We start from the raw sequence: 12,321 nt of genomic DNA on the forward strand, positions 1-12,321 counted from the left end.
AAAGAATGGAAAAGAGCTTGGAAAATTAACTTGATTGAAAAGTTAAATCCCTTTTGGAAAGATTTATACCAGGATATCATTTAAATTATTCAGTTACACCAACCCAAGCACTCTGGATACCGGCCTTCGCCGGTAAGGCGGATATTTGAGATTTTCTGTTGTCTTTTAAGTGAATTTGTTACTTTAATCAATACTGTTTTTTCTTAAAAAAAATACAAAAAAACAGAATATTTTCAACCGCAATCAGGCGGCTTTCCGCTTTCCGGCGTCCAACAATCGCTTTACCGGCGAAGGCCGGTATCCAGTGTCGATAGGATAGATTTAACAGCTTGTGATAATATAAATGGAGATAAAAAACCCAGCACTGGGCTGGGTTAATATGACTGCTTGACGTCCTTTGATCAAAAGTTGGGTTTGTCTTCCGCTTCTTCAAAGTTTTTGATTGAGTCAAGGATTTCTTGTTTGGCTTCTTCAACGCCACCCCATCCTTCAGTCTTGACCCATTTGCCTTTTTCTAAGTCTTTGTAATGCTCAAAGAAATGCGCAATTTTATCTAAAGTTTCTGCATTGATGTCACGGACATCAGCAACGTGGCGATATAAGCCACTGACTTTTGAAACGGGAACGGCAATGATTTTTGCATCTTCACCACCTTCGTCAGTCATTTTCAAAACGCCAACTGGACGACATTTAATGATTGATCCAGGTAACAATGGAATCGGCATAATCACACAAACATCAACTGGATCGCCATCACCACATAAAGTGTGAGGAACAAAGCCATAGTTACAAGGATAACGGAAAGCCGTGTTCAATACACGATCAACCATGATCATGCCAGAGTCTTTATCGACTTCGTATTTAACGGCTTCGCCATTACGTGGAATTTCAATCAATACATTGATGTCATGCGGCGCATCAGAACCTACTGGAATATGTTTCAAAGACATGTCTTATCCTTTACGGTGTTCAAAAGCCGCGTATTATAACGGTCTGAATGGATATGTACATGCTTTTCAGCATATATTTTGGACTGTTATTGGGTCGTAAAAGCATCATCAAGCACCGCGATCAAACCCACGAAAGCTGATGGCTTCAGCCAAGTGCTTTTGTGCAACCCGTTCACTGCCCGCCAAGTCAGCAATGGTGCGACTGACTTTGATGATCCGGTGATAAGCCCGAGCGGACAAACGCAGTTGATCCACCACCTGTTCCAAAAAATCCAGCAAGGGTTCGGACAGCGGGATGAATTGTTCTATTTCCTTGCCTTGTAACTGGGCATTGCTTTTGCCTTTGTTTCGCGCTAATTGGATTTGTCGGCTGCGACTGACTTGTTGTTTGATGGTCTGACTGCTGGTGATGCTTTGGCTGGTTTGGCGCAGGGTTTTGTGCGGAATTCGCGGCACTTCGACCTGTAAATCAATGCGATCTAACAGCGGGCCAGAAATGCGGTTGCGGTAATTTTGAATCTGTCCTACCGAGCATTCACAGGTTCTATCTGGGTCACCAAAATAGCCACAAGGGCAGGGGTTTAAACTGGCCAACAATTGAAATCGAGCAGGAAATTCTGCGGTTCGCGCCGCCCTGGATATGATGATTTTTCCTGATTCCAAAGGCTCACGCAAAACTTCCAACACATGACGCGAAAATTCGGGCAGTTCATCTAAAAACAAAATACCATTTTGTGCCAAACTGATTTCGCCTGGCATGGGATTTGAGCCACCACCGACCAATGCTGGTGCCGATGCGGTGTGGTGCGGGGCGCGGAAGGGCGGTTGGCTCCAACAAGCCGGATCAAAACCATGGGCGCTGATCGAGGCCACTGACGCGGTTTCCAATGCTTCGGCTTCGGTCAAATCTGGCAATATCCCCGGTAAGCGACTGGCCAACATGGTCTTTCCAGTACCAGGTGGCCCATAAAACAACAGATTGTGTTTACCACTGGCGGCGATGATCAAAGCCCTTTTGGCATGTTCTTGGCCTTTGACATCGGCCAAATCAGGACAATGGTTGTTAACATTCAAACCTTTCAATTCAGCTCTGGGCAACTCATCCATGGCGTCCAGCCAAGCACAGACCTCCAGTAAGTTATTGGCCAACATACAATCACATGACTGTACCAAAGCGGCTTCAATGCCATTATCGATTGGACAAATCAAACTTCGGCCAGTGGTGGCTACCTCACTGACCACCGGTAACACACCACGAATGGGCCGCAACTCACCACCCAATGCCAACTCACCGACAAATTCCACATCCAACAACTTATCCCGCCTGACTTGACCCGATGCCGCCAACACCCCTATGGCTATCGGCAAATCATAACGCCCTCCTTGTTTCGGTATATCGGCCGGGGATAAGTTGATGGTGATGCGGTGTTGTGGGAATTCATAACCTGAATTCATGATGGCAGCCCGCACCCGGTCCTTGGATTCCTTGACGGCCGTCTCAGGCATGCCCACGATACTCAAGCCGGGCAAACCTCTGGAAATATGCACTTCCACCCGCACCTGTGGTGCTTGAATACCAAATTCACCCCTAGATAACACCACCGCCAGTTTAGTCATTGTCTTTATTGTCAATCAAAACAGGCAGTGTATAAATTTATTCACTGTTTTACAGTGGCCATTTTCTGACTTGCTTGTAGGAAAATATTGGTGTTAAGTTCAAAGACATAGGCATCAAATGAGTGGCATGCTGCTGAAAACAGTCCTTCCTTTAACAAAAATGGTCACATCTGTTGCGATTTTATCGACATAAGATTTCCGGTATGAATTAATTGCGTTAAATGCAGAATAAATCGACCTGTTTGTTACTGCGGGTGCTTTAAAATATTTTCTCTCATTTATACTGTATTGAGGTTTAAAACGTGTGTGTAATTATGTCAATCCTTCGAACGGTTGTATTGGGTTTTTCGCTGTCTCTGTCTATCAACGCTGTGGCTGCCAGTGAACAAAACTTCAAAGAGATTCAAGCATTAATTGTGACTGAACCTGAACAAGGTTTGGCGCAAGCCAAACAATATTGGCAAGGCAAAGCAGTGAGCCAAGAAAACCTGAAACCAGGCTTGTTGTTGGTTTCTGCCTACATGAAAAATAAGCAGTATGAACCAGCAGCTGACTTATTGGAACGCTTTATGTCGATAGAAAATCTAGACCCAGATTCCAGTGGTCTGTTATTGGCCAGAAAATTAAATCAACTCAGATTGTCTAAAAGCAAGTTAGGTACCAATCACTTGTTTGACCAAGCCCGTGAAATTATTCCTGTATTGATTCCATTAAGCGCGCTGAAGAACCAGCAATTGGCGTTGTTTGAGTTGAACGAAGAGTTGGGTTACAAACATTATTTTGCAGCAGAATTTAATTTGGCAGAGCCTTATTTTCTTGAAGCATTGACATACATTGATAAGAGCAAAAAACAGACTTTGAGTAATTTATTGAATTCCATTGGGGTGGTTTATGCGCAACAAGCTCAATTGGATTTGGCGGCACAATATATGCTGGATTCGATAAAAATGCTTGAGGACAATGGCCTTACTGTAAGGTCTGATCGTTATCAAAACTTGGGTTCCTTGTATTTTGGTCTTAAAGATTTTGATAACAGCATTGTATACAGTCAAAAGGGATTGGATATAGAACCCGAGATGACTTCAAGACGCGCATCTTTGTTCAGTAATATGGCCGCTGCCCAGGTTGAGAAAGGAGATTATGATCCAGCCATAGAAAATTTGAAACGATCCATTGATATCAATCTTAAACTCCAACACTCAACCGCCAAAGCCAGGAACAACTTAGGCATTATTTATAACCAACGAGGCGAATATGCCAAGGCTTTGGAACAGTTGAATTTAAGTGCCGATGAATTGGATGATTCGGTGAATTCAGAAATGCTTGGAATATCGCTAAAATCCAGGGCTGATGTGTATGCAGCAATGAAGAATTATGATCAGGCATTGGCGCTGTATGAACAAGCCCATCAAGCATTTACTGAAAAGGATTTAAAACTTAAGCGGGTTGAACTGTACCCCAAAATGTTGGAAGTATTGGAAATTAAGCAGGATTATCAAAGGTCCTATGAAATTCTGAAAGAATTCAAAACCCTGAATGATGAAATCACCAATGTGGAATCCACCCAGAAAGTCAATGAAGTGATGGCTGCTTTTGAAGTTGAAAAAAACAAACAGGCTTTGATGGATTCTGAACTGGCCAGGGCTCAGCAACAAAAAAGTATCGATTTGCTCAATCACAAGAATGAGCTTGAAGGTCGAATCACCACTTTGATGACCATCATGGTTTCGGCATTGTTGTTATTGCTGTTGTTTATTTTGCGATCTTGGCGGTTCAGAGGCAAGGTCAATCACATGTTACTGGATAAAAACAACCGGATTGAAAACCAACATGCTGAGTTGTCCACTTTAAACACTCAATTGAAAAAACAAACTGAAATTGATGCATTAACTGGCTTGAAGAATCGCCGCTACATCACCCAATTGATAGCGGAAGAAAGTGCCAAAGAACAAAAAGCACAAAAACAATGGTGCTTGATCAATATCGATATCGATGATTTCAAAAAAATCAATGACAGCTATGGGCACCAAAGGGGTGATGAGGTGTTGGTTCAGTTCGCCCGTTCCCTTAAACAAGTCAAAGGGAAAAACGATGTGGTGGCACGTTGGGGTGGGGAAGAATTTCTGTGGTTAGCAGAAATGAAGGGGTCACACAATGGATCAATCCAATGCGAATCATTTCAATCCATCTTGGCCAATCAATCTTGGTTCAGAGACCATGATGACAAAATAACGTGCTCAATGGGCTTCTCCAGTTTTCCCTTGATCGACTTGAATTTTGAAGATTGGGAAGCGGCTTTGCGGTTAGCGGATTATGCTTTATACCAGGCTAAAAATGCTGGCAAAAATCGCTGGATGGGCTTTGAGCTGGTCGATCCAAAAATTGCGTACGATGACATCAAAGACGTTGAAAATTTAGTCAATGGCAATCGATTAAGGGTGTTAAACAAATAACGCAGATTTTACTTAGGTCTGTTTTTTGATGAGGTTGATGTGACTCTTGGTGTGTTTTGGATGGGTGATTTGTAGTAGCCTGGGTACTGTTGGGGCTTGAACAAACAGGGTGAACAACACCACCCCAAACGCCATGGATTGAAGGGTCCACCATGCATCAAGTTCCACTGGCAGCGACAAGGCCAGGGCCACTGTCACCGCGCCACGGGTGCCTCCCCAAAACAGTATTTTTTGGGTGGCTGGCGACACTGGATGGCTTGATTTAAAAGTAAACAGAGGCAGTAAGCTGAAAACGGCGATGGCCCTGGTCAATAACACAGCACCAATGGCGATTAACATGGCCAGCCAGCGTTCTTCAAACATGCTGAGGGTGATGGTGACGCCCAACAAAATAAAAATCATGGCATTGGCAAAGAAACTGATCACTTCCCACCAATAATGAATGAATGCTCGATCGCTGGCTGGGATGAATTTTTCATGGGCTTTGTTCATCAATAAACCCGCTGCCAACACCGACATCATACCGGAAACACCCAGGTAGTCCTCAGCCATCAAGAATGAACCATAAGCCACAGAGACCAGCAGCACATTTTCCAATATTCGCGTTTGAATCACATAACTTAAAAAGGCGCCGATACAGCCACAAATAAAGCCAAACAATAAACCGCCAAAAAACGTCAAAGCAAAGTTTAAGATTTCAGAGGCTACGCTGATCGATGAGCTGGCATCGCTCATCGTTTGGACTTCTAAGGCGATGGTTAATAATGAGGTGAACAAAACCACCGCAACGGCATCATTGAATAAACTTTCGCCTTCAATCAAAGTGGTGATTTCTTCTGGTGCCTTGATTCTTTTCAAGTGACTGACCACTGCCATTGGGTCTGTGGCGACCAGTAAGGCACCGGCCACCAAAGCAGTAAAAACCGGAAATCCGCTGTCATGACCAATGCCCCAATAAATCAATAAAGCCGCAATGACGACAGAGATGATCATTATCGGGATGGCCAGCATCAGAATAGCCAGCAGGTTTTGGCGCAATGCCTGTTGATTGATGCGATAGGCCGATTCAAAGATGATGATGGGCAAGAACACATAAAACACCAAATCATTGAAGTTGGCTGCTCGAATGCCAGTATCGAATCCAAAAAACACCACCAATTCAGAACCGATAAAACCAATGACAATCAAAAACGCCACAAAGGGCAGGCGGAACAATCGAGACAAGGGTTCAGCCAGTAAACTGGCCAGGATCAGAACAATCAAGGTAAAAATCACGTTTTGAATCAACATTTCACCGCCCATTAACTGACCTCACTGCATTGAATGCATCGGGTAATGGTGGGGTCGAAGCGCAAGCGTTCTGGTTGAATTTCATGGTCGCACCGGTAACAAAAACCAAAGTCACCTTGCTCAATTCGCAGCATTGCCCCAGCAATTTGTTTCAGTTTTAACAGGCGCCTGCGTTCGGCTTCTTGGGCCATTTGTTGGCCTTGTAAAGCATCCATTCGAGTGAGTCGGCCCATGCGGTTCTGATCCAATGCAACCGTTTCAAGCGCATTGAGGTTGTTGCTGGCCCTTTGTTGGTGGGCACTTTGCATGTCCAGTAAAAGTTGTTTGAATGATTCCAGTTGTTGTTGAGTCATAAGTCCAACACGGTCAACAATTTTTGAAACGCTGGTGAACCCGGATGGACCCAATCAAAATGACCAGCCGCAGGTATTATTTCAACATTAACCGCAGGTAATTTGGTTTGGATGATCGGCACAATGCGATCGGCATCACCGTGCAGTAAGGTCACGCTGGCTGGTAATTGGCGGTATATGAGGTTGGCTTGGTGGTAGTCAGCACTTTGTTCATGCGGTAAACCATTCATGAATTTAGGGGTGGCCGTTTGACAACTGTTTTCTCCCAGCGCATAGCGACTGATGTCGGTAATGGCCGCCAGACCTATCACCTGCTTGAATTTAATTTCAGTCAGCTCACTGGCGGCCAATAAAGCCAGATGACCACCAGCAGAATGGCCCAGCAGAATGATTGATTCGGTATTGATGCCGTGTTGATTTAAAGCGTCCAGGTTTTTCAGGGCTGATTTGATGTCATCGAAACTGCCTGGCCACCCACCGCCTTCATCACCAGTGCGTCGATATTCCAGTGACCAAACTGGGTGTCCAGCTTGTGACAAGGCGGTGGCCATTGGAAATGAATGGTCAACCCCAAAAGCGTTCAACCAACAGCCGCCATGAACCAAAACAATCAGTGGTTTATTGCTGGCATGATCGCCAGGCCATAACCAACCAAACTGTAAGGGGTTGTCGCCGTACATGATTTTTTGCGAGGGTTGTGTAACTTGCAATTCAGTGACTGATTTAAAACTGACTTGTGAAGCAACACTGGGATACACGATGGTTTGGGGTGGTTTGACAGCAGCAGGTGCTTTGTGGACCGCGGTTGTGGTGCCAGCCATCAAGCAGCCCAATAATCCGAATATAAACATCCCCCTGGATTTCATTTTATGCTCAGCCGTTAAATGAAGGTATTGATTACTATACCAAACCATCGTACAAAAAACATTTATAATGTGTTTCATGAAAACTGAAGCGCGTAAAGTTGCATTGATGTTGCCAGGTGGTGGAGCCAGGGGCGCTTACCAAGTGGGCGTCATTCAAGCCATCATGGAAATGATGCCTGAGGGTTTTCAATTCAATATCATCAATGGCACTTCAGCAGGAGCGATTAATGCAGTGGTGATGGCTTCACATGCGAAAAATCAAAAACATGGGGCGGCTCGATTGAACCATTTTTGGTCGAATATTCATTGTGCCGATGTGTACCGCACCGATGCCAGACAGGTCTATAAAACCATGGCCAGGGTTTTGGGTTCGCTGTTGTTTGGCCGTTTTGGGGTTAAACCGCCCAAATCATTGTTAGACAATTCGCCATTGGCCAAGTTACTCAAACGTGAACTGCATTTGGCACACATTCAGCCGGCGATAGATGCCGGTGCATTACATGGACTGTCTATCACGGCCTCTTCCTATGACACGGCCATAGCCAAGTGTTTTTACCAGGCCCATGAGTCTGCCATCCCTTGGCATCGAACACGGCGGGTCGGTTTACACGAAGACATTACCGTTGAACACATCATGGCCTCGACAGCGCTGCCATTTCTGTTTCCGGCCCAATTGATAGGCAATGAATATTATGGTGATGGTGGTTTGCGCATGACAGCCCCATTGTCACCAGCGATCCATCTGGGCGCCGATCGAATTTTGGTGATTGGTACCCGCGATGAAAGTCCCATTGAAATTCCACAAGAACCTGGAGAGTACCCCAGCATGGGTGAATTGGGTGGTTATATGTTGGACACCCTATTTATGGACACCATGATGGCGGACTTGTCACGTTTAAGACGCATCAACCGCACGCTGGAAATCATGAATGAAGAACAGCGTAACCAAGGGCATTTAAGGGTGGTGCAAACTTTGGTGGTTAAACCCAGTGTTGATGTCAGAGAGATCACCAAAGCCCATGCGCCGGCGATACCTGGACCGGTGAAAACACTATTGAAAATGATAGGTGGCTGGGGCAAAGATTGGCGCATGCCGAGTTACTTGTTGTTTGAACCGAGTTACACCAAAGCCTTGATTGAATTGGGTTATCAAGATGCGATGAACCAAAGCGATGAAATCAAAGCATTTTTAAGTTCACAATAAAGGCCTCACAGTTTCAACCATGTCATTCAGAACACATTGGGCAGTCATTTTGTTGGTGTGGTTTTAAAGGCAATCCAGCGGGCTGTAACGATTGTGTTGACTCAACTCTCTCACCACATGGGTATAAATCATCGTTGTTTCCAAACTTTTGTGGCCCAGTAGTTCTTGAATGGTTCGTATGTCTGTGCCCGCTTGCAGCAGATGCGTGGCATAAGAATGCCTGAATGTATGGGCGGTGATTTTTTTATTGACCCCTGATTTGATGACTGCTTGTTTTAAATTTCTGCTGAAGGTGCTGGGCAACACATGGTGGCGCCTGATTTTGCCAGAATTGGGGTCTTTTGAGACCTGATTCATCATGAACAAAAACTGCCATTTAAATTCTTTATCAGCGTTAGGGTATTTTCTGGCCAATGCACGGGGCATCTGGACACTGCCGAATCCACCTTTTAAATCCTGTTCATGTAGGATTTTGTTGGCATTGGTTAATTTTCTGTAGGTTGGAATCATTTTTTGCGGTAAAGGCAGACTTCTGTCTGACAAAGATTTGCTGTCCCATATCACCATTCGATTGTAAGCAAAATCAATGTCTTTGATTCTCAAATTCAAAGCCTCTTTCAACCGCAACCCACAACCATATATTGTTTTTAAAATCCAGCAATATATATTATCTGGCATACAGTCCATCACAGTGCTGACCTCTTGAGTGCTTAAAACTACTGGCAATCGAACCCTTTGCTTGGCCCTTAATGCATTGATGTTTTGATTTTCCAATGAAATACCTAACACCTGTTTGTATAAAAATAACAATGCATTAAAAGCTTGATTTTGGGTTGATGCGGCCACTTCTCTCACAACAGCCAAGTGTGTTAAAAACGCTTCAATTTCTTTTTTCCCTAATTCTTTTGGGTGCTTTTTCTGATGGAAAAGTATGTATTTTTTAATCCAGTAAATGTACGTAGCCTCGGTATTCTTACTGTGATGCAAAAATCGACACTTCACTGACACTTGATCTAATAATTTCATAAAATGCACTTTTATTAAGAATTTACCTGATATGAGTGCAATCGTGCATTTATATCCGTCTATAACCTACTATAGATGCATTAAATAATTTCCTATCATGTAAGAAATCAACAACTTATGATAATATCATGATTTTTTTAATGCATTTATAACAAGGTAAACAGATGATAGTATGCATAAATGCACCTATAATAAATTGTTAGGCCTCACGAGGAGCATCATGGGAAAGATTGAACACGAAGTTTGGATCGATGCTGCCCCAGAGCGGATATATGAACTTCTCAGGTCTGCTGAGGGAATCAGCACTTGGTGGGATCAACAGACCAAAGTCGATACTTCCGAAGGTGTTGTCTTCGAGCATTCGCCCGGCCCTGAGCATGGAGTCGTTCAATTCTTGGTGTTGGAATCGCAGCCCGCACTCATTCGATGGAAATGCATTAGCAAACATCCTCCAGATGTACCGGCGTCGGAATGGACGGGCACAGAAATACAATTCCATATCGGAAGCCGATCCACTTCAGTCCCGGCCACGCAGAAATGGGCCGCCGAATTTCCCATTCAAACCGTGTTAAAACTGAAACACCTCGGCTGGCAGGAAGGCGCGAAGTTCCTGCCCTTTTGCAATTTTGCATGGGCTGCAGTGCTGACAAACCTAACCAAGAGGGCCGTGGGCGGTGATGCCTAACAAGGCGATGAAGCCGACGCCAAAACCAAAGAGCGGTTTTGGTTCCCTCCGCGCTGCGCGCTCCGGCGCGGCTTATCTTCAGCGTTCGGCTAGGAACTAACGACGTGAAAGAATTTACCGGAGGAGCCCGAATCAATTTCTTCAATGCCACTTGGCCTTTTGCTAAGCTCCGTCTGGAGGAGAATGGTTTGACCCTGAACGTGGTGATGAAAGGAACCTTCAATTTTCCGAGAGCTAGGATCTCCGCGATACGGAAACGCGGAATAATTCCATTTTTTTCCGATGGGATACAGATCGAGCACGACATCGACGAGTATCCCGATTGGATTGTGTTCTGGTGCTTGGGGAAGCGCGACAAAATTCTTGAAGAACTCAAACGCGATGAATATCCTCTCGATCAGTGAGGCGTGTCGCGGAGCGCAGAACAACTTTCGAATTATTCGGGTGCACTGGGGCAGTTCGAGCCGCCCAAGAAAATCCATGTGCCGAACAAGTCGTGGCACGCCAATCTCATCCCCGCTGCGTGGTAGAAACTTCTTTCGTGATTCGGAAGCACATCTTACAATCGGAAGCGCCCTCTCGGGATGAGATGGGTGCACTCAAACGTTAAGCTCATGAAAAAAATCATACTTTTGATTTCGGTTTTTAGCCTACTTGGCTGTATGAGTACATTTGATAAACCAAATACTACTATTGTGAATGGTTTTGATGTCCCATCCGATCAACTACTTTTGGTTGTTAAAGTTAATAAAACAGAGTTTACAGGCTATTATCCCGCGAGCGGTTGCGAATCAGATGAATGCATTCCTGTTTCTTTTTGGTACACCCATGAAGCTGATGTATTAGATGTAGTTAAAGGAGAATATGAGACAAAGCATATAAATTTCGCGAACCTACAGCACGCTGACTATATTGATGAAATTAAAGACGAGTGGTATATTCAATTAAAAGAAATTTCAAGTAAAGATTTGAGCGAGCAACTCAAGGTAAAATATTATGTGGTTAGACATGACTCAAAATTTCAGCAAAAACATTAGTGCGCTTAACAAGGCGCTGTTTCGGACTTACCTGTGCTACGCTTCGGTAAGCCGCAAAGCTTGGCGTTATGTGGGTAGAATATAAAATCTAATGGAAGAAAAAAAGGAAAAGAGATCTGTTATAGTCATTGCAGGAACTATTGGTGCAATATTATTTTCTTTAATTGCAGCATTTTCTGGCAATCCTGAATTTTTAGCAGGAGTCGTAATATTCATTTCAATTATTTTTTTAGAAAAATATTTTATTACACCATATGACGTTCGTGAGAAACTTAGCGTTTTTATAAACAATCATCAAAAACCAATAAATTATATTTCATTTAGTATGTTTTTATTTTTGATTATTATGATAATTGTTTTTAGGTTTAAATGATGATTTTTTTCGGTGAAGTGGCATATAACAATAAAATCCAGCCGACGCAAAAAAACGCGCAGCTGATTTTGGCGTTATAAATTTATCTGGCTCTTAATTTATTTTTGTATTAGTATGTAATACAAGTCACTACAGTTGGAGCATTTCATGGGTATTACAAGTATTCGGCTTACTAAAGAGGTGGATCAACCTTTAACTTCATTAGCTAAAAAGCTTGATAGAAGAAAACTAATCAGGGACATGCATTACTTAGAAACTAAAAACCAAGTTTTTAGAGCGGATTGTGTCTAATAATTGATTAAGTTGAACTGCTATTTCATAGCAATGAGGCCATTTTTTTGATGAAGTCGGTTTTTAAGCTGTTCTGAGGTGGTTTTGGCAGATTTGAGCCGAGCCTGACGATTGCAGACATGATCTGCTGGTCAGGTTTTGATGGTTTGTGGGCTATTCCAGTGCTGGTGTAAGCT

Annotated in this window: 12 protein-coding genes; 6 read left to right on the forward strand and 6 right to left on the reverse strand. The window is 43.7% G+C overall.

From position 1 onward, the window contains the following. Nucleotides 1–401 precede the first annotated feature (401 nt). Nucleotides 402–950 carry an inorganic diphosphatase gene (ppa, locus tag CCS90_RS04580; RefSeq protein WP_099018304.1) on the reverse strand — a complete coding sequence of 183 codons (549 nt, stop codon included), beginning with the start codon at nt 948–950 and terminating at the stop codon, nt 402–404. A gap of 108 nt (nt 951–1,058) precedes the next feature. Continuing rightward, entirely contained in the window at nt 1,059–2,567 is a 1,509-nt protein-coding gene (locus CCS90_RS04585; RefSeq protein ID WP_099018305.1) for a YifB family Mg chelatase-like AAA ATPase, read from the reverse strand. Nucleotides 2,568–2,881: 314 nt separating this feature from the next. On the opposite strand from CCS90_RS04585, the gene CCS90_RS04590 reads away from it, so the two are divergent. Further along, the gene (locus CCS90_RS04590; RefSeq protein ID WP_099018306.1) at nt 2,882–5,020 is read left to right on the forward strand and encodes a diguanylate cyclase; all 2,139 of its coding nucleotides are present in this window, start codon (nt 2,882–2,884) and stop codon (nt 5,018–5,020) included. Nucleotides 5,021–5,032: 12 nt separating this feature from the next. On the opposite strand, the gene CCS90_RS04595 is transcribed toward CCS90_RS04590, so the two are convergent. Genes CCS90_RS04595 through CCS90_RS04605 form a run of 3 tightly spaced genes read right to left on the reverse strand, consistent with a single transcriptional unit; the run spans nt 5,033 to nt 7,607 of the window. Next, nucleotides 5,033–6,310 carry a cation:proton antiporter gene (locus CCS90_RS04595; RefSeq protein WP_162846808.1) on the reverse strand — a complete coding sequence of 426 codons (1,278 nt, stop codon included), beginning with the start codon at nt 6,308–6,310 and terminating at the stop codon, nt 5,033–5,035. An 11-nt stretch (nt 6,311–6,321) separates the two neighbouring features. Next, nucleotides 6,322–6,663, reverse strand: a complete 342-nt coding sequence (locus tag CCS90_RS04600; RefSeq protein ID WP_099018308.1) for a TraR/DksA family transcriptional regulator — start codon at nt 6,661–6,663, stop codon at nt 6,322–6,324. Continuing rightward, the gene (locus CCS90_RS04605; protein ID WP_099018309.1) at nt 6,660–7,607 is read right to left on the reverse strand and encodes an alpha/beta hydrolase family protein; all 948 of its coding nucleotides are present in this window, start codon (nt 7,605–7,607) and stop codon (nt 6,660–6,662) included. Before CCS90_RS04605 ends, CCS90_RS04600 begins: the two co-directional genes overlap by 4 nt. Here CCS90_RS04605 and CCS90_RS04610 point away from each other — a divergent pair. Beyond that, nucleotides 7,606–8,733, forward strand: a complete 1,128-nt coding sequence (locus CCS90_RS04610) for a patatin-like phospholipase family protein (RefSeq protein WP_162846809.1) — start codon at nt 7,606–7,608, stop codon at nt 8,731–8,733. The genes CCS90_RS04605 and CCS90_RS04610 overlap by 2 nt on opposite strands. A 63-nt stretch (nt 8,734–8,796) precedes the next feature. On the opposite strand, the gene CCS90_RS04615 is transcribed toward CCS90_RS04610, so the two are convergent. Continuing rightward, nucleotides 8,797–9,759 carry an integron integrase gene (locus CCS90_RS04615; protein WP_099018311.1) on the reverse strand — a complete coding sequence of 321 codons (963 nt, stop codon included), beginning with the start codon at nt 9,757–9,759 and terminating at the stop codon, nt 8,797–8,799. Nucleotides 9,760–9,979: 220 nt separating this feature from the next. Here CCS90_RS04615 and CCS90_RS04620 point away from each other — a divergent pair, with 220 nt between their 5' ends. The 4 genes from CCS90_RS04620 to CCS90_RS04635 all read left to right on the forward strand — a co-directional run bounded on the left by CCS90_RS04620 (nt 9,980) and on the right by CCS90_RS04635 (nt 11,854). Continuing rightward, entirely contained in the window at nt 9,980–10,444 is a 465-nt protein-coding gene (locus CCS90_RS04620; protein WP_133566480.1) for an SRPBCC family protein, read from the forward strand. A gap of 104 nt (nt 10,445–10,548) precedes the next feature. After that, complete coding sequence (locus tag CCS90_RS04625) at nt 10,549–10,848, forward strand: hypothetical protein (protein WP_099018313.1); 300 nt, start codon at nt 10,549–10,551, stop codon at nt 10,846–10,848. A 210-nt stretch (nt 10,849–11,058) separates the two neighbouring features. Next, nucleotides 11,059–11,481, forward strand: a complete 423-nt coding sequence (locus CCS90_RS04630) for a hypothetical protein (RefSeq protein WP_133566481.1) — start codon at nt 11,059–11,061, stop codon at nt 11,479–11,481. Nucleotides 11,482–11,572: 91 nt separating this feature from the next. After that, the gene (locus CCS90_RS04635; RefSeq protein WP_099018315.1) at nt 11,573–11,854 is read left to right on the forward strand and encodes a hypothetical protein; all 282 of its coding nucleotides are present in this window, start codon (nt 11,573–11,575) and stop codon (nt 11,852–11,854) included. The last annotated feature ends 467 nt before the right edge of the window (nt 11,855–12,321 follow it).

This window comes from Marinicella litoralis, from assembly GCF_002591915.1.
In the GTDB taxonomy this organism is placed as follows: Bacteria; Pseudomonadota; Gammaproteobacteria; order Xanthomonadales; family Marinicellaceae; genus Marinicella; species Marinicella litoralis.